The organism is Brevundimonas sp. LM2 (genome assembly GCF_002002865.1).
Classification (GTDB): domain Bacteria; phylum Pseudomonadota; class Alphaproteobacteria; order Caulobacterales; family Caulobacteraceae; genus Brevundimonas.
Window position 1 is genome coordinate 2,152,899 of record NZ_CP019508.1, and the last position, 20,772, is coordinate 2,173,670.

The 20,772-nt window shown below is 67.8% G+C and carries 22 protein-coding genes; 12 read left to right on the forward strand and 10 right to left on the reverse strand.

Annotation, left to right across the window (positions count from 1 at the left end; all coding sequences use genetic code 11):
• The first annotated feature begins 55 nt into the window (after positions 1 to 55).
• The 4 genes from BZG35_RS10615 to BZG35_RS10630 are packed head-to-tail and all read left to right on the forward strand — an operon-like array spanning position 56 to position 5,006.
• Positions 56 to 913, forward strand: coding sequence for an HpcH/HpaI aldolase/citrate lyase family protein (locus BZG35_RS10615; protein WP_077355621.1), 858 nt, complete (start codon positions 56 to 58; stop codon positions 911 to 913).
• Complete coding sequence (locus BZG35_RS10620) at positions 913 to 2,460, forward strand: acetolactate synthase large subunit (RefSeq protein ID WP_077355622.1); 1,548 nt, start codon at positions 913 to 915, stop codon at positions 2,458 to 2,460. The genes BZG35_RS10615 and BZG35_RS10620 overlap by 1 nt, the downstream gene beginning before the upstream one ends.
• Positions 2,461 to 2,484: 24 nt before the next feature.
• Positions 2,485 to 3,381 (forward strand): phosphate ABC transporter substrate-binding protein, encoded by an 897-nt coding sequence (locus BZG35_RS10625; RefSeq protein WP_077358050.1) that lies wholly within the window; start codon positions 2,485 to 2,487, stop codon positions 3,379 to 3,381.
• Positions 3,378 to 5,006 (forward strand): MFS transporter, encoded by a 1,629-nt coding sequence (locus BZG35_RS10630; protein ID WP_171981934.1) that lies wholly within the window; start codon positions 3,378 to 3,380, stop codon positions 5,004 to 5,006. The genes BZG35_RS10625 and BZG35_RS10630 overlap by 4 nt, the downstream gene beginning before the upstream one ends.
• Positions 5,007 to 5,350: 344 nt before the next feature.
• Here the strand turns inward: BZG35_RS10630 and BZG35_RS10635 are convergent, their stop codons facing one another.
• From BZG35_RS10635 to BZG35_RS10650, 4 genes are all read right to left on the reverse strand, one after another.
• The gene (locus BZG35_RS10635) at positions 5,351 to 5,932 is read right to left on the reverse strand and encodes a hypothetical protein (RefSeq protein WP_150126007.1); all 582 of its coding nucleotides are present in this window, start codon (positions 5,930 to 5,932) and stop codon (positions 5,351 to 5,353) included.
• A 346-nt stretch (positions 5,933 to 6,278) separates the two neighbouring features.
• Complete coding sequence (locus BZG35_RS10640; protein WP_077355625.1) at positions 6,279 to 7,202, reverse strand: alpha/beta hydrolase; 924 nt, start codon at positions 7,200 to 7,202, stop codon at positions 6,279 to 6,281.
• 266 nt (positions 7,203 to 7,468) lie between these two features.
• A complete protein-coding gene (locus tag BZG35_RS10645; protein ID WP_077355626.1) occupies positions 7,469 to 8,788 on the reverse strand; it encodes a type II toxin-antitoxin system HipA family toxin in 1,320 nt (439 codons plus the stop codon).
• Positions 8,778 to 9,116, reverse strand: a complete 339-nt coding sequence (locus tag BZG35_RS10650; protein WP_171981935.1) for a helix-turn-helix transcriptional regulator — start codon at positions 9,114 to 9,116, stop codon at positions 8,778 to 8,780. Before BZG35_RS10650 ends, BZG35_RS10645 begins: the two co-directional genes overlap by 11 nt.
• A gap of 223 nt (positions 9,117 to 9,339) precedes the next feature.
• Between BZG35_RS10650 and BZG35_RS10655 the strand changes: the two genes are divergently transcribed.
• Positions 9,340 to 9,555, forward strand: a complete 216-nt coding sequence (locus tag BZG35_RS10655) for a hypothetical protein (RefSeq protein ID WP_077355628.1) — start codon at positions 9,340 to 9,342, stop codon at positions 9,553 to 9,555.
• 47 nt (positions 9,556 to 9,602) lie between these two features.
• On the opposite strand, the gene BZG35_RS10660 is transcribed toward BZG35_RS10655, so the two are convergent.
• From BZG35_RS10660 to modA, 5 genes are all read right to left on the reverse strand, one after another.
• A complete protein-coding gene (locus BZG35_RS10660) occupies positions 9,603 to 10,868 on the reverse strand; it encodes an integrase arm-type DNA-binding domain-containing protein (protein ID WP_171981936.1) in 1,266 nt (421 codons plus the stop codon).
• Between the two features lie 629 nt (positions 10,869 to 11,497).
• Positions 11,498 to 12,883: an Hsp70 family protein gene (locus BZG35_RS10665; protein ID WP_077358052.1), complete on the reverse strand. Its 1,386-nt coding sequence runs from the start codon at positions 12,881 to 12,883 to the stop codon at positions 11,498 to 11,500.
• Between the two features lie 103 nt (positions 12,884 to 12,986).
• A complete protein-coding gene (locus BZG35_RS10670) occupies positions 12,987 to 13,661 on the reverse strand; it encodes an ATP-binding cassette domain-containing protein (protein ID WP_077355630.1) in 675 nt (224 codons plus the stop codon).
• A complete protein-coding gene (gene modB, locus BZG35_RS10675) occupies positions 13,658 to 14,353 on the reverse strand; it encodes a molybdate ABC transporter permease subunit (RefSeq protein ID WP_077355631.1) in 696 nt (231 codons plus the stop codon). The genes BZG35_RS10670 and modB overlap by 4 nt, the downstream gene beginning before the upstream one ends.
• On the reverse strand, positions 14,354 to 15,115 hold the full coding sequence (gene modA / locus BZG35_RS10680; RefSeq protein WP_077358054.1) for a molybdate ABC transporter substrate-binding protein: 762 nt from the start codon (positions 15,113 to 15,115) through the stop codon (positions 14,354 to 14,356).
• A 49-nt stretch (positions 15,116 to 15,164) separates the two neighbouring features.
• On the opposite strand from modA, the gene moaA reads away from it, so the two are divergent.
• Genes moaA through glp form a run of 6 tightly spaced genes read left to right on the forward strand, consistent with a single transcriptional unit; the run spans position 15,165 to position 19,194 of the window.
• Entirely contained in the window at positions 15,165 to 16,217 is a 1,053-nt protein-coding gene (gene moaA / locus BZG35_RS10685; RefSeq protein WP_077355632.1) for a GTP 3',8-cyclase MoaA, read from the forward strand.
• A 1-nt stretch (position 16,218) separates the two neighbouring features.
• On the forward strand, positions 16,219 to 16,473 hold the full coding sequence (locus BZG35_RS10690) for a MoaD/ThiS family protein (protein WP_077355633.1): 255 nt from the start codon (positions 16,219 to 16,221) through the stop codon (positions 16,471 to 16,473).
• Between the two features lie 3 nt (positions 16,474 to 16,476).
• On the forward strand, positions 16,477 to 16,935 hold the full coding sequence (locus tag BZG35_RS10695; protein WP_077355634.1) for a molybdenum cofactor biosynthesis protein MoaE: 459 nt from the start codon (positions 16,477 to 16,479) through the stop codon (positions 16,933 to 16,935).
• Positions 16,932 to 17,498 carry a molybdenum cofactor biosynthesis protein B gene (moaB, locus tag BZG35_RS10700; RefSeq protein ID WP_077355635.1) on the forward strand — a complete coding sequence of 189 codons (567 nt, stop codon included), beginning with the start codon at positions 16,932 to 16,934 and terminating at the stop codon, positions 17,496 to 17,498. The genes BZG35_RS10695 and moaB overlap by 4 nt, the downstream gene beginning before the upstream one ends.
• Positions 17,498 to 17,998 (forward strand): cyclic pyranopterin monophosphate synthase MoaC, encoded by a 501-nt coding sequence (gene moaC / locus BZG35_RS10705; protein ID WP_077355636.1) that lies wholly within the window; start codon positions 17,498 to 17,500, stop codon positions 17,996 to 17,998. The genes moaB and moaC overlap by 1 nt, the downstream gene beginning before the upstream one ends.
• Entirely contained in the window at positions 17,995 to 19,194 is a 1,200-nt protein-coding gene (gene glp / locus BZG35_RS10710) for a gephyrin-like molybdotransferase Glp (protein WP_077355637.1), read from the forward strand. The genes moaC and glp overlap by 4 nt, the downstream gene beginning before the upstream one ends.
• 66 nt (positions 19,195 to 19,260) lie before the next feature.
• Here the strand turns inward: glp and BZG35_RS10715 are convergent, their stop codons facing one another.
• Positions 19,261 to 19,674, reverse strand: a complete 414-nt coding sequence (locus tag BZG35_RS10715) for a helix-turn-helix domain-containing protein (protein WP_077355638.1) — start codon at positions 19,672 to 19,674, stop codon at positions 19,261 to 19,263.
• A gap of 21 nt (positions 19,675 to 19,695) precedes the next feature.
• Between BZG35_RS10715 and BZG35_RS10720 the strand changes: the two genes are divergently transcribed.
• Positions 19,696 to 20,679, forward strand: a complete 984-nt coding sequence (locus BZG35_RS10720) for an NmrA/HSCARG family protein (protein ID WP_216351844.1) — start codon at positions 19,696 to 19,698, stop codon at positions 20,677 to 20,679.
• Positions 20,680 to 20,772: the final 93 nt, after the last annotated feature.

A 20,772-nucleotide genomic window follows, 5' to 3' on the forward strand; every position in this document is an offset into this window, starting at 1 on the left:
CAGATCCCGGCGTCCGGCATCAGGTCTTCCCGACCGAGAACGAAAAGAGAGACCAATGAGCGGCACCCGTCTGAACGGCGTCATCCGGGCCTGGGAAGCGGGCAAGGTCGCCTATTCCTGCTTCGCCAAGGCGGACAAGCAGTCGGCGATCGACCTGTCGGAGTCGCCCTACGACGCTTTGATGTTCGAGATGGAGCACAATCCGTGGGACATGGCGGCGCTGCAGGATTCGCTCCAGTACCTCCTCAACCGCAAACAGGTTCACAGCGCCGAGACCCTGGCCCCCGCCGTCACCCCGATCGTGCGGATCCCGGCCAATGGCGTCGAGATGAACCAGGCCTACGCAAAACAGGCCCTGGACCGCGGCGTCTACGGCATCGTCTGGCCGCACATCAACGACGTGGCGCAAGCTTACAATGCCGTGGCGTCCTGCCGTTACGGGCGGCCGAAAAATGCGCCGCTCTACGAGCCGCGTGGCGTGCGGGGCGACGCGCCGACGACGGCGGCGCGCTACTGGGGCCTGTCGACGGCGGAGTACTACGAAAAGGCCGACGTCTGGCCCTTGGCGCCACAGGGCGAACTGCTCGTCGGCCTGATGATCGAAAGCGTCAAGGGCGTCGAGAATCTCGATGAAATCCTGAAGGAGGTTCCGGGCATCGGGTTCTGCCTGATCGGCGAAGGCGACCTCAGCCAGGAAATGGGCTTTCCGCGGCAGTACGATCATCCCGATGTTCGCGATGCGATGAAGAAGATCGCCGAGACCTGTGTTCGCCACGGCGTTCAGGTCGGCAATCCTCACACCAACGCCAAGAACCACGACCGTCTGGTGGAGGAGGGCTATCGCTATCTGATGGTGGCGCCCCAGAAATCCTACGGCGTCGTCGGTCAGGCGCGCGAAGGGGCGAGCTACTGATGAACGGCGCCGAAACCCTCGTCGAGACCCTGGCCGACCAAGGGGTCGAGGTCTGCTTCGCCAATCCGGGCACGTCGGAAATGCATTTCCTGGCGGCGCTCGAGAACCCGAGAATCCGCAGCGTGCTGTGCCTCTTCGAAGGCGTGGCGACAGGGGCAGCCGACGGCTGGGCCCGGATGAAGGACAAGCCGGCTTCGACCCTTCTGCACCTGGGCCCGGGGCTCGCCAACGGCCTGGCCAATATCCACAACGCCAGGCGGGCCGGCATCGGCATGGTCAACGTCATCGGCGAACACTCCACGCGCCATCTCAAGTACGACGCCCCTCTGACGTCCGATATTCAGGGTCTGGCGCGCCCCTTGTGCCACTGGATCAGGACGACCGATGGCCCCCAGTCCATTGCCCGTGACGCCGCTGCCGCGGTGCAGAAAGCCAGCGAACATCCCGGCCTGATCTCCGCCCTGATCCTGCCGGGCGATGCGAGTTGGGGAGACGCCGGCGATCTGCCCAAGCTGGAGAAGCCCGAGCCGGTCCGCCGGGCTCCCGACGCCGCACAGGTCGACCACATCGCCAAGGTGCTCAAGTCGGGCGAGCCGACGCTGATCATCTTTGCCGGCAAGTCCATGCGCGGGGCTTCGTTGGAACTCGCTGGGCGCATCGCGGCCTCGACGGGCTGCCGCATCGCGACCCAGTTCTTCAGCGTTCGGATCGAGCGCGGCGCGGGCCGGACGCCGCTGGAGCGGATTCCCTATGCCGTCCCGCAGGCGCTTCAGTTCCTCAGCGCGTTCAAACATATCGTGACGGTCGAGACGGGCGAGCCGATCGCCTTCTTCGCCTATCCCGACAAGCCCAGCCTGCTCAAGCCCGCAGGGTGTCAGGTCCACGAACTGATCGCCAGGGACGAAGACAGCATCCTGGGCCTTGAGATGCTGGTCGAGGCGTTGAGCGCATCCAAGGCCGAACCGGCGCTGCAGGCGTATTCCGACACGCCCATGCCCCAAGGCGCGCTGAACCCGACCAGCATCGCCCACGCGCTCAGCCACGCCATGCCCGAGAATTGCATCCTCGTCGACGAGTCCCTGACCACGGGACGCGAATCCATGGGGCTAACCGCCGGCGCCCGGCCGCACGATACGGTCCAGAACATGGGCGGCTCGATCGGCTATGGTACGCCGGTGGCCACGGGCGCGGCCCTGGCCTGTCCCGACCGGCGGACCTTCTGCATGGTCGGCGACGGGTCGGCCATGTACACGATCCAGTCGCTTTGGACCCAGGCCCGGGAAGGTCTGCCCGTCACCACCATCATCTTCGCCAACAACACCTATGCGATCCTGAAGGCGGAGTATTCGAACATGGGCGCGGGCTCGGCGCCCGGTCCACGCGCGCTGTCGATGATCGACATCGACAATCCGACCATCGACTGGGTCGCGATGGCCAAGAGCATGGGCGTCCCCGCGACCAGCGTCACCAACGCCGAGGACTTCACCCAGGCCATGATCAACTCCACCCGCGAGGCCGGGCCAGTGCTGATCGAAGTCAAACTCTGAGACAGGGAACGGGAGCCGATGACCATGAGCGATCTCGCCGATGACGTGCTGACGCTGCGCACCAATCTGGCCGACTATCCGCAGACCCTGGCGATCAAGGACGGTCGCGTGACCTCCGATATCGTCCGCCTTGACTTCCAAGGCCCCGAGCAGGCTCACAACGGCTTCAAGGACATGGTCCGGCGCAACATGTATGACGCGGGCGAGTTGGCGATCGTCACCTACCTTCAGGCCAAATGCTACGGAAAGCCCTATATCGCCCTGCCGGCGCCGATCTCGGGCCGCTTCCAGCATCACTGCGCCGGCTTCAACAAGGAGCTGGGCTGGCTAGATCCGAAGGACATCGAGGGCAAGCAGGTCGGCGTGCGCACCTACGCCCAGACAACGGGTCTATGGGTGCGCGGGGTTCTTCAGCACGAGTGCGGCGTCGACCTCGACAAGGTGACCTGGATGACCGTCGGAGACGGACATCTGGAGGAGTATACAGATCCCCCAAACTGCGTGCGCCTGCCCAAGGGGTCGGACATCGGCCAGATGATGCTCGACGGCGAACTCGCCGCGACGCTTCAGGGGGTCGATCTGCCCAAGGATCCCAGAGTCCAGCGGCTGGTCCCCGATCCGTTCGAGGCGGCCAAGGCCTGGTACGCCCGTGAACAGGTCGTGCCGATCAATCATCTGTTCGTCGTCCACGAGGATATCGCCAGGAAGCGGCCGGACGTGGTTCGTGAAATCTACCGGATGATTGGCGAGAGCCGCGATCTGACCGAGGGCGGCCTGCCGGACCCCTTCCCGCCGATGGGGCTGGAGGCCAACCGCAAGGGACTGGAACTGGCCATCCAGTGGTCCTACGAGCAGAAGATCATTCCACGCCGGCTCAGCGTGGACGAACTGTTCGACGAGACGACAGCAGCTCTGAATTGACGCACGCCGCGGAACACCTTGACGCGCAGATCGGGCCGCAGTCCCCGCTCGGCTATCGTCAGTTCCGCGAACTGTGGTCCGCCAACGTAGCGTCGAACTTTGGCGGTCAGGTCCAGGTGGTCGGCGCGTCCTGGTTGATGGCCAGCCTGACGCATTCGCCTCAGATCATCGCCCTGGTCCAGACCGCGATCGCCCTGCCCACGGTGCTGTTCATCCTGTTCGGAGGAGCTCTGGCTGACAACTATGACCGTCGGCTGATCATGCTCGTCTCCCAGTTCGCGATGCTGACGACGGCGGGGCTGCTGGCTGTCCTGACGATGTTCGACCTGATCGCGCCCTGGTCGCTGCTGACGCTGGTTTTCATCATTTCGAGCTTTTCTTCGGTCAATAATCCCTGCTGGCAGGCGTCGGTCAGAGACATCCTGCCGCGCGAGATGATCAGCCGCGCCGTGGCGCTCAACAGCATGAGCATCAACCTCGCGCGCACCACAGGGCCCGCATTGGGCGGCGCCATCGTCACCGTCGCCGGTGTGGCCTCCGCCTTTGTCATCAACGCGATCAGCTTCCTGTTCTTCATTGTCGCCCTGTTGCGCTGGTCTCCGAGCCGCACGGTCCGAACCACCCCGCGCGAGCGCATAATCCCAGCCATGATCGCAGGCATTCGCTACGCCGCGCTGGCGCCCCACATCCGCAACGCCGTGGTGCGAGGCGGTCTATCCGGCCTGACCGCCAGCGCCGTCTTCGCCCTCCTCCCGGTCGTGGCGCGCCAGAAGATGAACGGCAGCGCATTGACCTACGGCCTGCTGTTGGCGGCCTTCGGAAGCGGAGCCATTGTCAGCGCATGGGTGGGAGGACGACTCCGCAGCTGGGTCGCACCGGACCAGATCGTGTTCTTCGCCGTCGCCTGCCTTGCGGCGGGGCTTTTCGTGCTGGGTTGGGCTCCCGTTGCCCTCCTCGCCGGGATCGGGGCGGCCCTTTGCGGGGGCGGATGGGTCCTTGTTCATTCGACCTATAATACGACCGTGCAGCTATCGGCGCCGGCCTGGGTCACGGCCCGGTCTCTCGCAACCTACCAAACCGCGACCTTCGCCGGCATGGCCGTCGGCAGCGCCCTCTTTGGATGGATCGCTCAGCACAACGGCGTATCCGCCGCCCTGTTCGTCGCCGGCGCGGGTCAGGCCGTGACGGCCATCGTGGGGCTGTTTCTGCCCTTGCCTCGGTTCGAGGATTTACGCGTTGATCCGCTTGATCGCTGGCGCACCCCGACGCTGACCAAAAACATCGGGCCGGATGAAGGCCCGGTGATGGTTGAGCTCGAATATGCGGTGGCCGAGGACAACGTACCCGGCTTTATTGGCGCTATGGCGGAGCGGCGACGGATCCGGGTTCGAGACGGCGCAAAGGATTGGGGCCTTTGGCAAGATCTCGGCGATAGCTCGCGCTGGATCGAATCCTATCGCGTCCCGACCTGGGCTGACTACGTACGTCACAATTCGCGTCGGACAGTGGCCGATCGAGAAAATTCCGACGCCCTGCTCCGCTTGGGCTGCGGCCCGGAAGGCCCCGTCGTCCGGCGCTTTTTGAAAGCGCCACGCACGAGGGCGGAAACAGAACTGTCAACCTGACCGTCGCCCCCGGGACGCCCGGCGTCGAGCTGCCGGCTGATCGGATCACGAGCGATATCCTCGAAATCGGCGGGCGGAAGGTGACGTGATGGTGTGGACGACCTCCACCTGACCAGCTTCTCTGGGGTGTCGTCATCAGGGACGTCACGTCTAGGAGCGGTATCATGCAGACCATCGCTGTCGTCGGGCTCGATCTGGCGAAGACTTTTTTCAGGTTCACGGAGTTGCGGCTGACGGCACTGTCGTCGTGAGGCGGCAACTACGACGCGGCCGGCTCCCAGACAGCGCGTGTTGCGCCGAGCCCGTGCGGAAGAACGAGATCCTTGGCCATCGCCGCCCCGCCTTTAAGCGGCGATCTCAACTCCTTCGTCTGCATCGTCTCCGAGGAATATCTCTTCCTCGTCGAAGTTTTCGGACGCCGCCGCCGGCAGTTCCACGGGCGGCAGCCCGATGTGGAAGATTTCCGTCTTCGCGGAGGCCGTGACGCTGAAGGTCTCGCCGGGGTTGACCTGAATGCCCGTGAACCGTTCGATCCGCTGATCTGACCCATCACGCTCGACGACATGACCCTCGCCTTCCAGAACCAGGAAGAGGCGTGTCGCCCGCTCGTCGGTCGACACCCAAGTCGCCCCCGATTCAAGCATCAGGAATTCAATCCAGACACCCCTCTCCGAAAAGGAACCCAGGAACTTGCGTTCAACACCCTTGGCGCCCCTCACGGGAATCCAGTTGAAGTTCTCCGGGTCGGCGATGATGGGGGCTGCATACCGGGGCCGCGGGTACAGAAGTTTGCGACCGAACACGTGCTCCCAGACGGCATTGAGGGTCCAGACCTTCTTCCCGTCCGGGCTATGGTATTCCGGCCCCACGAAGGATCCGGTCGACGCCATCTCCTTCATTGCCTGGCGGCGTTCCGGAAAACTCATGAACCCCGCCCCGGAGGCTCCGCCGAACTGGAGCGCGAGGCCGAAGCCGTCCGGGTCGGACGGGCGCGCTTCGGGATTGCAGACGATGGAGCTCGGCGCTGCCTCGAGCCGACGGCTTGTCGGCGATTTCGGTCAGGTCGACTCTGTGCGTCTGAACGACAAACGCAATGCTGTCCAAGCGCGGGCCCTGCCACCGCTTGGGTTTGATAAAACTAAAAGCGCATCGCTTGCCTCGACGCTTTCGGCTGCGCCGACGGAATAGGGCGCGGCCTTAACCCACACGACCGTGCCGCCATGCTGCGAGGCGGAAGCCGCCGCACCCATCTCCATCCAGGCGCACGACCGTTCAGGCGCCGAGGCGTGTCACGAAGAAGGGGGTGAGCCTCTCGATCGCCTGATCCACATATTCCGGCTTGAAATACATGTCGTAGTGGCCGGCGCCCTCGACGACGAAGAAATCCTTGTCTCTGCTGGGCGACCGGTCGAACAGCGTCTGGCCGTTCTCGTACTGGCCGGTCGCGCTGCGGCGTCCGGCGACGATGATCTGGAGCGGCTGGGTAAGGAGGTCCGGCACGAGGTGGAAGGCGTCGAAGCCGAGGAGATAGCCGTTGCTCCTGAACAGCAACCGGTTGGTCGAGTTCGGATGGCGGTATAGCGACTCTCGATAGAACCAGACCGCCTCCAGAAGGTCCGGGTCGGTGACGCCCTGGGCGTGGGCCTCCGCCAGACTGTCCGGAATCCAGGGGTCTTCCTTGGCCGGCGCGCCCCGCGCCTCGGCCGTGCGTTGGGCTCCGACGGCCCTCAGGGTCCCGACGACGTCGCCATCGGGCTGCATTCCGCGGAAGGCCGAGCCGATATTGCTGGCGACCACGGTTCCGATCGCCCTGAAGCGATGTTCCGTGACCGCCGCGGCGATCCCGTACCCGCCGCCGGCGCAGATTCCGAGCAGTCCCACCCGCGCCTCGTCGATGAAGGACAGGGTCATCAGAAAGTCGACGGCGCAGTGGATATCCTCGATCCGCGAGGAGGGGTCCTCGAGATGACGGGGCTCGCCCCCGCTCTCGCCCTGGTAGGAGGGGTCGAAGGCCAGGGCGACGAAGCCGCGCGCGGCCATCCGCTCGCCGTAGATGGCGCCGATCTGCTCCTTCACGCTGCTGCCCGGGGTGGTCAGGACCAGCGCGGGCCAGGTCCGCGTCTCATCGAAGTCCGGCGGCAGATGGAGGGCCCCGGCGATGTCGAGGGTCCTGCTCTTGAATGAAACCCGTCTCATGCCGCCTGTCCTTCCGTGGTTCCTAAACCGCGCCGCGCCTGGCGAGTTGGGGAGAGCGCGTCCGGACGTCATCAGGCCGCCAGACTTAACGGCGGCCTCCCGGCGCCGGGCAAGCAAGGGGCGCCGGCGCGCCCGCGCCTCTTGCTTGCCCGACGTACTCACGCTGCCGAGCGTCGCGACGTCGCCTTATCGCCGGGCCCCGCGCCGCCTCCCATGCCGCAAGCTGCGAATAACCTGCCCATTCCTCCAGGATCGGGCTTCCAGGATCAGGCGACGTCGCGCCGATAATCGCCCGCGAGCGCCGCGAGCGCCTCGCCCGGTCCGCCCTCCAGCCCGTAGAAGGCGTAGGGATTGAGAAACTGGCGGCCCCAGAACAGGGTCCGGTCGACCTCCCCGAGCGCGGCCTCGTCGCAGATCGCGGTCCAGTGGTCGCCGATGGCCCGGATCTGTCGCTCCACGATGCCGACCGCCGACGGCCCGTCCAGCTGGAAGTGGGGCGCCGCTACCAGACAGGTCGCAATCTGGCTCGCGCGGTTCTGGTCCACGATCAGCATGGCCTGGCTGGCCTCCTCCCCCGCCCGCCCCTGCGGACAGATGTCGTAGGCGGGCGTCAGGGTCAGGTGCTCGCCATCCCAGAAGGCGGCGTGGTTGCGGGCGTGGTCGTCCAGATTGCCGACCAGGATGTTGAAGCAGATGCGGGCGAACAGCTCGCGCAGGGTCTCCGGCGCCCGGGTGAAGCGGAAACGGACGATCTCGGCAAGATCCTGATAGCTGGCGTACCGGGCCTGCATCTCGTCCAGACCCAGCATCGTCAGGGCCGAGACCATGGCCCTGCGACGCCATCCCGCCCCGTCCGCCTCCCGGTCGAAGCGTTCGACCAGCAGGACGTCCTTGCCGGAGGCGCGCGCCAGCCGGACCGGCGCGACGTTCAGCCCCGCGAGAGCCGCCAGCCGCATGGCGATGTATTCGGCCTTCACGACGCTGTAGGTGTCGTTGCCGCTGGAGAACTTGGCGACATATTTCGCCGGCCCGTCGCTGATCAGGGCCTTGGGCCGCGCGCCGCCGATGGAGCTGCCGTGGTGAAGCGCCTGGTCGAGCTCGGGGCTGAGCGGCAGGTTCTTCTCCACCTTCTCGGCCGAGGCCAGGAGATCAGCCAGCGAGGCGTGGGCGCCGCCGCGGGGGACATAGTCTGTCGCAGAGGTCTGGAAATCGAGCGCGCCCACCCGGTCAGATCCGGATTGAAGCAGGAAGCTCAGTTCGTCGAGTTCGACGCCGTCGAGCGCCGGCCCCTTCAGCCCGAAGGCGCGGTTGAGGATGACGCGGCGCCCCCAGGCGTCCGGCGCGGCGTCGCGTATGGCGCTGGCGATGGGCAGGCCGTTCAGCGGCCGGATGAGGCCCGCCCGCAGCGGCAGTTCGGGCAGGTAGAGGGGTATCGCGCCCGGCAGGGCGCGGTACGAGCGTCCGTAGACGAAGGCGATCTCGCCGCCCTCCGCCACGAGGCGGCCGGCCACGACCGGCTCCGTGCCGCCGGGCAGCCAGACCCAGACGAAGGCCTCGCGCGGCGTCGGGATCGGTTCAGAAGTCATCGTCGACGACCGCGTTCAGAGGCCGGGCGTATTTGGGCAGCAGGGCGAGACGCTTGCCCGCCTCGTCCAGACGGGCGGTCAGGCTCGCGGGGTCCTCGTCGAACAGGCGGACGCCCATCAGGGCGCAGGCCTCGAAGGCCAGGCCGAGCTCGACCTTGGGATCGCCCGCCTCCAGCCGCTGCACTGTGCCGCGGGATACGCCGAGGCGCTCGGCCAGGTCCTTGGCCGTCATCCGCCGGGACTTGCGCTCCAGCTCGACCATCCGCCCCAGCAGGCTGACGGCGGACAGGGTGTAGCGGGCGTAGCTTCGCTTCTTCGAGGCTGGCATTGATCGACCCATCGTTCATATCGGAAGGATAGGTCCGATACATCGATCATATTGCCTCATTCCACCGCGATGTCAAGATTCTGCTCGATACATGGCTCATATCCAATCCATGTGATCGACCCATAGACCATTCCAGATCATCCGGGCATCAATACCCGGTTTTCCGTCCTGGCCGGACACTCCGGTGCTGGAAAGTCTGCGTCCCCGGCGATACCTTTTCTGGATGAAGCTCGATCACCCCAATGAACCGGGAAAATGGAGCCGCCTCGACGCTGCGGACGGCCTGGCGCTGTGGCGGCGCGACCGGTCGGACCCCTTCCCGGTCACACAGTTCTACCTGCTCGCCCCGCCCCGGCAGACCGAAGTCCTCTACGACGAGACCCAGGCCCGCGCCCGGTTCGCGGCCCTGTCCGCACCCGAAGCGACCAGGGCGGCCTGAACCACCCGACCTTCCGCCCGGTAAATGGGCGCTGACGGGCGTGCGCATCACGCGGCCGCCGCCGTCGCCTCCGGAACCCGCACCTCGGACAGGCAGTAGTCGGACCAGGCCTGCAGGACGTCCCGCCGTTTCCTGAGCGCGTCACGGCGACGGTAGGCCCGCTCCGTTTCGTCGCCGACAGCGTGGGCCATGCATTCCTCGATGACCTCCTTGGCGAACTCCGTCTCGTCGCCGGCCCAGTCCCGAAAGGAAGACCGCATCCCATGCGGCGTATAGCCGGGAGCCAGATCCCTCAGCAGCATGTCCATGGCCATGTTCGACATGACGCCGCCCTTCTGGCCCGGAAAGACCAGGTCGTTCGGTCGCGGCCTCTCGGGGCGCAGGGCGTCCAGAACCGCCAGGGCCCCGCTGGACAGAGGCTGACGGAACGGACGCTCCTTCATCCGGGCCGCGCCCAGGACCCACAGGTCGACGCCCATCTCGCCCCAGGTCGCCTCCAGGGTCATCGTCTCTCGCGCCACGGTCAGGACCGTGAACTCCAGGGCCCGCGCCGACATCCCTCCGCTCCTGGCCAGCCGCGCCATGAAGCCGGGGATGTCCTCATAGGGCATGGACGGCATATGGCCCCGCTGGAGCCTGGGGCGCGGCGGCAGGAGATAGAAGAGATTGCCCTTCCACACCGCCGGGTTCGCCCCGTCGCGGTGGCCCCGGACGCGGGCGTAGTCGAGCACCCGTTCGATCCGCTCGCGCAGCTTGCCGGCCGACTCGGCCTTGGTCAGCCACAACGGCTCGACCACGCTCATGACGGCATCGACGTCGATCGACCGGACGGGTCGGTCCTTGATCGGCGCTGCGTGCCGGTTGATCGACCGCATCCAGCCGGCCTTCGTCTTGCGTCCGCGCCAGCCGCCCTCCTGCGCGGTCACATAGTCCGTCCAGCACTCCAGCAGCGTCGGCTCGCCGGATGTGCGCGCCGTCGGCGCCGGCGCGCCCTGCGCCGACGCCGTTCGCACTGGACGGGATCGAGATGCCGTGGCGGTTGATGCTGCGGGCCGCGCCTGGAGCGGATCGACGCCGGACCTGATCGACCGGCGGGCTGCGTCGCAGGCGTCGCGGGCTTCAACGAGCGAGATGTCCGAAAGCGACCCGAGGCCCATGTCCCGGCGCCGCCCCTGATACATGTAGCGGAAAATCCAGCTGCGGGCGCCCGAGGCCGCGACGACGAGATACAGACCGTCGCCGTCCGCATGGCGTCCCTCGGCCAGGGCCCCGCGAACGCCGCGATCCGTCAGTTTCCTGGACACCTTGGCCATGCGCGCCTCACGCAAATCAAACCCGGATCCAGATTCTACCGAAGGTCCGGGATGCCCGCCAAGGTCCCCGCGACAGGCCGCGCCATCGCCGCACAGCCCTGCGAAGGCCTGCACTGTCATGGCCCGGCATCACGATTTCGAGGTCGCTGATGACGGGCGACAGTCCGGACCTGGAGACCGCTCATCCGTCTCGAAACCCAGTCAGCCGTTGCCGCAAGCCCCTGAACAGAAAAGGGAAGCGGGCGAACTGAGGGTAAGCGGTGAGGGTAAGCCATGGATTAGGGGTGAGATGGCTCCCGACGCCAGAGCAAACCGCCCAATTTTGATGAGGGTAAGAGCGGTTCGAGTGGCTCCTGATCCCGAGGCACTTTTACCTCAATTCGGCCGGTCTTACCCTCACCCTTACCCTCACCCAGACAAAACCATGATGAAACGCCGCGAAGCGCGCTGAAGCGCTCGGCGCTCCACATCCCTTTGATGTTACGAGTGAATTTTGGACATGGAGACAAGAGGTGACAAGTCGTGGGATTCGGCTAAAAGCCTCTACCCGCGGAGCCACTCGGCGTTTGAAGGTGCTGATATACCGGCCTTTTCGGCCGAAGCACCAGAGATCCTCCCCTTCAGGCGCATCAGACGCGGACGTGGCTTCCCGGGTCAGCATGCTCAGGCCTTTGCAGCCCGGTTTCGCCCTGGGGCCTGCGTTCGCTCCATAGATCGAGATCGGCTTCGCGTCCGATGAGCGCCAGTCCCGAGGCGATGGACTCGAACTCACCCCCTGATTCGATTCGCGACGACGCGAACCGCCGCGTGAAAATCGCGCGCACGGCCGGCACGAACGATGAGCCTCCCGTCAGAAACACCCGATCGATCTGATCCGCCGCGAGACCGGACGCCTTGATCGCCTCTTCGACCGCACCCTCGATGGCGGCCAGTTCGGGGGCGATCCACTGCTCGAGTTCCGAGCGGGCGACGCGGCGCTCGATTCGAACGGACCCTGCGGCGAATACAAAGGTCGTCGATTCAGCGGTCGACAGGTCGACCTTGAGACGCGTGACCGCCTGGTAGAGGGCATAGCCGTGGTTGTCGTCAAGGATCTCGATCAGCCGGACCAGCTTTTCGGGCTCGAGCGCGTGCCGGGCGATGTCCCGGATGTCCTTCATGTCGCGCGACGCCCGCAGCAGGGCCAACTGGTCCCACCGCGCGAAGGCGGCATAGTAGCGCTGGGGGATGGGGAGGAGCTTGTCGAGACTGCGATAGGCGCCGCCCTTGCCGAGCTCCGGCGACACCAGGGCGTCGATGATGCGGAAGTCGAAGGCATCCCCGGCCACGCCCACGCCCGAGCGCGCCAGGGCTGTCGACCGCAGGCCTGACGGCGAGGGTTCGAAGCGGACGATCGAGAAGTCGCTGGTGCCGCCCCCGAAGTCGGCGACGAGGACGTTGGCGGGGGCCGTCAGGGTCCGGGCGAAGAAGAAGGCGGCCCCGACCGGCTCGTAGGCGTAGCGGATGTCGGTGAACCCCAGACGGGCAAAGGCGGTCTCGTAACGCTGCAGGGCGAGCTCCGCGTCCGAGCCGCCGGCGAAGGTCACCGGCCGCCCGACGATCACCCGTCCCGGCAGGGCGCTCATCTGCGCGCCCCCGTGGTGGCGCAGCCGCAGCAGGAAAGCGGCCAGCAGGTCCTCGAAACGATAGCGGCGGTTGTCGATGACCGTTTCGGTAAAGGCCGCGCTGGCGGCGAAGGTCTTGAAGGATTGGATGAAGCGGGTGTCGAGCGGATCCTCCAGATAGGAGTCCACCGCCCACGGGCCCGCCTCGACCACCCGCGCCGGTGGGCCCTCGCCCGCCTCCTCGATCCGGAAGCTGAGCGTGGAGCGGAAGGCGGTCACCTCACCCCCCGGGGCGGCGAAGCGCAGCACCGCGACCGTGCCTCCGGCCCGGGTCATCGCGACCACGGTATTGGTGGTGCCGAAATCGATGCCCAGGGTCGTTTCAGGCGTGGGGGCGGCATCAGGCGTCATGTCGGTCTCAAGATCCACGGGGCCGGCCTGACTAGCGCAGGTCGCGGTTCGGGGCGCTTCAAAACGCACGCCTTGTCTCCCCGCCCCCAAGGTTTCGTCCGGCCTAGAAGCCGGCGTCCTGCCCATCCCCGGAAGGCGGGACGTCGCGCGCCGTCGTGACCAGGCCGCCCGCGACGGTCACGACCTCCTGAGCGATCAGGTCGAGGTCGCGTGGATCGTGGGACACCAGGACCATCGGCAATCGGATCTCGTCGCGCAGTCGCAGCAGATAGGGCGCGAGCCGCTCACGGCGCTGCGGATCCAGACCCGTGAACGGCTCGTCCAGAAGCAGCAGTCGCGGGCGGGCGGCCAAAGCCCGGGCGAGCGCCACCCGGCGCGCCTCCCCGCCCGACAGGCCGGCGGGCCGGCGGCGCTCGTAGCCGCGCAGGTCCATCAGCTCCAGCGCCTGGGCCACGGTCATCGCGTCCCCGCCATAGGGGCGCGAGAAGGCGATGTTCTGCTCGACCGTCAGATGCGGAAACAGGCGGATGTCCTGGAACACATAACCGACCGCGCGTCGGTGGGTCGGCAGGCATGTCACAGCGTCATCCAGCACGACGGTGCCGTCGATCCGAATCTGCGCCGTGCAGTCCGCCAGCAGGCCCGCGAGCCCATGCAGGAAGGTCGTCTTGCCGCAGCCGGACGGCCCGACGACCGCCACGGTCCGCGCCGCGCTCTCGAACCCGATGTCGAAGATGAAGTCGCCGCGGCGGCCGGCGGCGTGGCAGGTCAGGCTCATGCGCCGCGCGTCCGCAGGAGCCGCCGATTGCAGACCTCCGAGCCCACGACGGCGAGCACCGACACGAGCACGGCGATGACGGCCAGTCGCATCGCCGCCCCCTCCCCCTCGGCGCGCTGCAGGGCGGAATAGATGGCGACGGGCAGGGTCTGGGTCTCGCCGGGGATGGATCCCGCGAAGGTCACCGTGGCCCCGAACTCACCAAACGCCCGCGCGAAACCCAGCAGGGCCGCCGCCACCAGACCGGGTGCCGCCAACGGCAGGGTTATTCGGGCGAACACCGCCAGCCGCGACGCCCCGAGGACCGAGGCCGCGTCTTCCAGCCCCCGATCGACGCCTTCGATCGCCAGCCGCAGCGGGCGCACCACCAGCGGCAGGGCCATCAGCGTCGCGGCCAGGGCCGCCCCGGTCCAGTGAAAGGCGAGCGTGACCCCGAAGGCCTCATTGAGGACGCGGCCGATCGGCCCCTGGACGCCGAACAGGTTGAGCAGGATCAGCCCCGTCACCACCGGCGGCAGGACGAGGGGCAGGTTCACGGCGGCCTCGAGGATCCAGCGTCCTGGGAAGCGCCCGCGGGCCAGCAGCATCGCCACGGCCAGCCCCAGCGGCAGGCAGACGACGAGGGCGACGGCCGCCACCTTGATTGACAGCCCCAGGGCCTGGAGCTCGAAATCGGACAGAGGCGCGAACATTCAGCCCACCGGCTCGAACCCGCGGCGCCGGAACACCGCCGCCGCCATAGGCGAGGACAGATGGGCCAGGAAGGCGGTCGCCTCCGGGCCGCCGTCCACCCCCTTGGCCGCAGGATAGAGGATGATGGGCTGCTCCGCCGCCGGGGGGGCCAGCACGATGCGGACATCCGTCCGGCCGACGGCGTCGCTGCGATACACCACGCCGAGTGCCGCCTCGCCGCGCGCCACGAAGGCGCGCACGGCGCGGACGTCGGCCCCGAACACGAGGCGATCCTTGACCGCGTCCCATCGTCCCGAGCGCTGCAGCCAGGCGCGGGCGTAGGCGCCCGCCGGCACGCTCTCCGGGTCGCCGATCGCCAGGCGGTCGCCGCCGCCGAGCGCCGCGAACGGATCGCCTTCCCCGTCGGTCCCCTTCGGCGCGATCACGACCAGGTCGTTGCGCAGCAGGTCGACGGGTTCCGCCCCCAGCCGTTCCGCCGCCTGGAGGCGATCCATCCAGGCGGGATCGGCCAGGATGATCACATCGGCCGGTGCGCCGGCCTGGACCTGACGCGCCAAGCCTCCAGTGGCGCCGAACGACAGAACGACGGCCGTCCCCGCCTCCCGTTCATAGTCCGCAGCGATCTCGGTCAGCGCGTCGGTCAGGGAGGCGGCGGCGAAAACCGTCACGGTCCGGTCTCGTCCCGGCGCGGCGGGGGCGCATGCGGCGAGGACGACCAGGGCCAGACCGACGAACGCGGCCGTCAGAGCGTGTCGGTTCATGAGAAAAAATGCGCACCCATCGGCCAGGACCCGATATAGTCCTTCGAACATGACGGTCCTCTATCAATCTGACAAGGCGATGCCGCTCGGCCTCGGCGCTCAGCCGCCGCTGGTCGATCCGTTCGGCCGGATGATCGACTACGTCCGCATCTCCGTGACCGACCGCTGCGATCTGCGCTGCCTCTACTGCATGGCCGAGACCCCGGTCTTCCTGCCCAAGGCCGACCTTCTCAGTCTGGAAGAGCTCGAGCGGATGTGCGGGGCCTTCATCGATCTGGGCTGTCGCCGGATCCGCTTGACCGGCGGCGAGCCCCTGGTCCGCAAGGGCATGATGGATCTGGTCGCCGCCCTGTCCCGCCGCCTCAGGGCCGGAGATCTGGAAGAGATTACCCTCACCACCAACGGCACCCAGCTCGCGCGGCACGCCGAGACCCTGGCCGGTTACGGCGTGCGCCGCATCAATGTCTCGCTGGACACCCTGGACCCGGACAAGTTCCGGCGCATCACCCGCGGCGGTGATCTGCGGGTCGTGATGGACGGGCTGGACGCGGCGCGGCAGGCGGGCCTGAAGCTCAAGATCAACACCGTCGCCCTGAAGGGCGACAACGCCGACGAACTGCCCGACCTGATCCGCTGGGCGCACGGTCTGGGCATGGACCTCACCCTGATCGAGACCATGCCGCTGGGCGAGATCGGCGCCGATCGCACCGACCAGTACCTGTCCCTCGCCACCGTCCGCGAGGCCTTGGGCCGGTTCTGGACCCTGACCCCCTCGACCCGGCGCACCAGCGGCCCCGCCCGCTATATGAAGGTGGAGGAGACCGGAGGGACGCTCGGGTTCATCACCCCGATGAGCCATCAGTTCTGCGAGGCGTGCAACCGGGTGCGCGTGACCTGCACCGGCCAGCTCTTCCTCTGCCTCGGACAGGACGATCAGGCGGATCTGCGTCAGGTGCTGCGCGATCACGCGGGTGACGACGCACCGGTTCGCGCGGCGATCCGCGCCGCGATCGCCCACAAGCCCAAGGGGCACGATTTCAGGATCGACCGCCCGGGCGCCGCGCCGGCGGTCATGCGCACCATGTCGATGACCGGAGGCTGAGATGGCGGTCGTAAAATTGTTCGGCACGATCGGCGACATCGCCGGCTGGTCCGAAGCCCGGCTCGACGGCGCCACCCTGGGCGATATCAAGGCCGCCGCGGCCCGCGACAATGCGCGCCTCGCGGAGCGGCTCGATCATCCGTCCACCCTGGTCATCCTCAACACCGCCCTGACCCCTTACAGCCTCCGCAGCGACGCGCTCGCCATCGCCCCCGAGGACGAGGTGGCCTTCGGCTCCCCGGTCGGCGGCGGCTGAGCCATGATCCGCATCACCCAGGATCCGATCGACGCGGCCGAACTGCTGCGCGGCTTCTGCCAGGACCGTCTCGACACTGGGGCGGTGGTCTCCTTCACCGGCCTGACCCGGGGCCGCACGGGCGACCGCACGGTCGACGCCCTGACCCTGGAAGCCTACCCCGGCTTCACCGAGCGGGTGATGGAAGAGATCGAGGCCGACGCCCGTGCCCGCTTCGACATCCAGGACGCCCTGACCGTGCACCGCTGGGGCACCATCGCGGTGGGCGAGCCGGTGATCTTCGTCGCCGTCGCCGCCGCCCATCGCCGCTCCGCCTTCGAGGCCGCCGACTTCCTGATGGACCATTTCAAGACCCGGGCGCCGTTCTGGAAGCGGGAGGACGGCCCCGACGGCCGCCGCTGGATCGAGCCCCGCGACCAGGACCACGCCGATCTGACCCGCTGGGCCGAGGAGACTCCATGACCGACCCGCTCGCCGACCTGCAGCCCCCCGCCCCCGGCGGCCGCCTCGTCGACCTCCCCTTCACCCCCGTACGGATCGCCGTCCTGACGATCTCCGACACCCGCGACGAGGAGAGCGACACCTCCGGCAAGATCCTCGCCGACCGGATCGTCGAAGCCGGCCACAGCCCCGTCCTGCGCGACATCGTGCCCGACGACGTCGAGGCCATCCGGGCCCGGGTCCGGAGCTGGATCGCGGACGGCGCGGTGGACGTCGTCATCACCACGGGCGGAACCGGCCTGACCGGCCGTGACGTCACGCCCGAGGCCCTGGAGCCCCTGTTCGACAAGCGGATCGACGGCTTTTCAGTCATCTTCCATCAGGTCAGCTACCAGACCATCGGACTGTCGACCCTGCAGTCGCGGGCGACGGCCGGCCTGATCGACGGCGTCTTCGTCTTCTGCCTGCCGGGCTCCAACGGCGCGGTCCGCGACGGCTGGGACAAGGTCATCCGCTGGCAACTCGACAGCCGTCACAAGCCCTGCAACATGGTCGAACTGATGCCCCGGCTGCTGGAGCGGTGATGTCGGATCCGAACGCGCCGCCCGGGACGGACCTGACCCATATCGACGCCGACGGCCGCGTCCGCATGGTCGACGTCTCGGACAAGGCGACGACGACGCGCGAGGCGACGGCGCACGGCCGCATCCTCATGGCCCCCGAGACGCTCGCCCTGGCCCTGTCGGGCGGCGGCAAGAAGGGCGACGTCCGCGCCGTGGCCGAGATCGCCGGCGTCATGGCCGCGAAGCGCACGTCCGAGCTGATCCCGATGTGTCATCCCCTGATGCTGACCTCGGTCAAGGTCTCCGTCCGGCCGAGCGAGGACGGCTCGGGTCTTGAGGCGACCGCCACGGCGCGGACCCAGGGCCAGACCGGGGTCGAGATGGAGGCCCTGACGGCCGCGTCCGTCGCCCTCCTGACCCTCTACGACATGCTCAAGGCGGTCGATCGCGGCATGGTCATCACCGGCCTCGGCCTGCTGATGAAGTCCGGCGGGGCCTCCGGCGACTGGAGGCGGGCATGAGCCTGCCGTCGGTCGAGACCGCCCGTGCGACCATGCTGGCGGGGATCGGCCCGCTGGGCACGGAGGCCATGCCGCTGATGGAAGCGGACGGCTGTTGGCTGGCTGAACCCGTCACGGCGGGACGCGACCAGCCGCCGTTCCACGCCTCGGCCATGGACGGCTGGGCCGTGCGCGGCGCCGACGTCCGGCCGGATGCGCGGCTCGTCGTCGTCGGCGAGAGCGCGGCAGGCCACGACGCCGGTCTGACGGTCGAACCCGGCGAGGCCGCCCGCATCTTCACCGGGGCGGCCCTGCCCCCCGGCGCCGATCGGGTGGTGATCCAGGAAGAGGCCCGATGCGACGGCGGCACGGTCGTCCTGGCGGCCGCCCCGGACGCCCCCACCTGGGTCCGCCCGCAAGGCTGCGACTTCCGCGCCGGTCAGGTCCTGCTCGAGGCAGGAACGCGCCTCAACCCCTGGCGTCTGGCCCTCGCCGCCTCGGCGGGCCGCGCCACGGTGACCTGCCGCCGTCGCCCCGTGATCGCCCTGCTGTCGACCGGCGACGAACTGGTCGCGCCTGGATCGGCCGCCGGTCCGCACCAGATCTACGACGCCTGCGCCCCGGCCCTGGCCGCCTTCGTCCGGCGCAGCGGCGGAACGCCTGTCCACCTCGGCCCGGCCCGGGACGACGAGGCCTCGATCCTTGCCGCCATCGACAGCGGAGCCTTCGATCTTCTGGTGACGGTCGGCGGCGCCTCGGTCGGCGACCACGATCGCGTCAAGCCGGCGGTCCGGTCGATCGGCGGCGTGCTTTTGGTAGAGGGCGTGGCCGTGCGTCCCGGCAAGCCCGTCTGGTTCGCGCACCTGGCCGATGGTCGCCCGTTGCTGGGCCTCCCCGGCAATCCCGCTTCCGCCCTCGTCTGCGCCGAGCTGTTTCTGGCACCTCTGATCGCCGCCCTCCAGGGCGGGTCGGCGGATGTCGAGACCGTCCCGGCGGTTCTAGAGGGTCCGCTCGCTGCGAACGGAGCGCGCGAACACTATATGCGCGCCGTCCTCACGACGGGGTCCGACGGCGTCCGTCGCGTGCGTCCGATGACCGACCAGGACTCGTCCCTGGTCACGGTCATGGCCGCCGCCAACGGGCTCGTGCGCCGCCTTCCCGGCGCCCAGGGGCTTCAAGCCGGTGCGGACGTCGGGGTTCTAATTCCCGCACGCTGAGGTGCCTCAGGCGAACCGGCCTAGTCCGGAAAGCTGGACGCGGCGCTCTCGCCGACAGAACCCCACCTATAGACCGTTTTGGTCATAGGCCCGTCGACACGCGTCGATGTTCGGCCAATTGTCCCGGATCCAGCCCGTGAATCCTTCGAGCGCAGGCAGCATGCTCGCGCCCATCTCGGTCAGTTCGTATTCGACGCGCGGCGGCACTTCCGGAAAATAGTGCCGCACCAGAAGGCCGTCCCGCTGGAGATTGCGCAGGGTAAGGGTCAGCATCCGCTGGGTGATGCCTTCGATCCCGGCCTTCAGCTCCGAGAAGCGCAGACGATGGCCCTGCGCCACCGCCAGATGCGACATCACCAGGATCGTCCACTTGTCGCCGAGCCGGGCCAGGACGCTATTGGGCGCGCAGGCGCGAAACCGGGGGCCGTCGGCCGTCTCCTCATAGGACCGGCCGTGAATGGACTTGAGCGTCGGTGTCACCGATGTGCCTTAGGCTTGAATTTGTGCCGTCTTCCGGCGCGTCTGCAGCGGTATATATGCGTAACCTTCAACGATGATGAGGGTTTTGCAATGACGAATTCAACGGGACCGATCCTAGTCTTTGGTGCCACCGGCCAGCAGGGCGGCTCGGTCGCCCGAGCCCTGCTCGAGGCCGGTCGCGCGGTGCGAATCCTGGCGCGCAATCCCGCAGCGCCCGCCGCCGAGGCCCTCCGCACCGCCGGCGCCAAGGTCTTCCAAGGCGATTTCGAGGACCCGGCGTCGATCCGGCGGGCGATGCAGGGCGCCGACGGCGTCTTCAGCGTCCAGACCAGTTCGCCCGGCGGCGAGATCACCGACGCCCAGGAGATCGCCTGGGGCATCCTCGTCGCCGATCTGGCGGCCGAATGCGGCGTGCGCCACCTCGTCTACAGCTCCGGCGCTGCGGTCGGAGATCGGCCGACCGGCATGGGCCATTTCGACAGCAAGATGCAGATCGAGGCGCACATCCGGGCCCTGCCCATCGCCGCGACCATCGTACGGCCAACGGTCTTCATGGAGATGCTGATGATGCCGGGCTTCGGCCTCGATGAAGGGCGCTTCAGCTTCTTCATGACGCCCGACCAGTCCATGGAGTTCATAGCCGTCGAGGACATCGGCAAGCTTGTCTCCGCAGTGTTCGCCGATCGCGAGCGGTTCGTCGGCCAGACCTTCGACATCGCCGGCGATCGCGCCACGGGTCGCGATCTCGAACGCGTTTTCAGCGCAACCGCCGGCCGGCCCATTCCCTACGCCCGGTTCAGTGACGAGGTGCTCGCGGCCAACCCCTTCCTTCAGAAGCTAACGGCGTTGCAGGACCAAGGGAGCCTCGCTGGATCGGCGGATCTGGACGCGCTCCGCGCCCTCGTCCCCGATCTGCTGTCCTTTGAGTCCTGGCTCGCCGGTTCGGGCAATCCCCAGTTCGTTGCGGCACTCAAAGCTTCGGGAAACTGGGCCTACAGCCAGTGAGGCACCCCCGCCCCCGGGCCTAAAGGTTGCCGACCGGACGCTGGTGTCCTTGAGTTTCGCCGTTTCGGTGCCCAGCCATCCGGACGTATACGA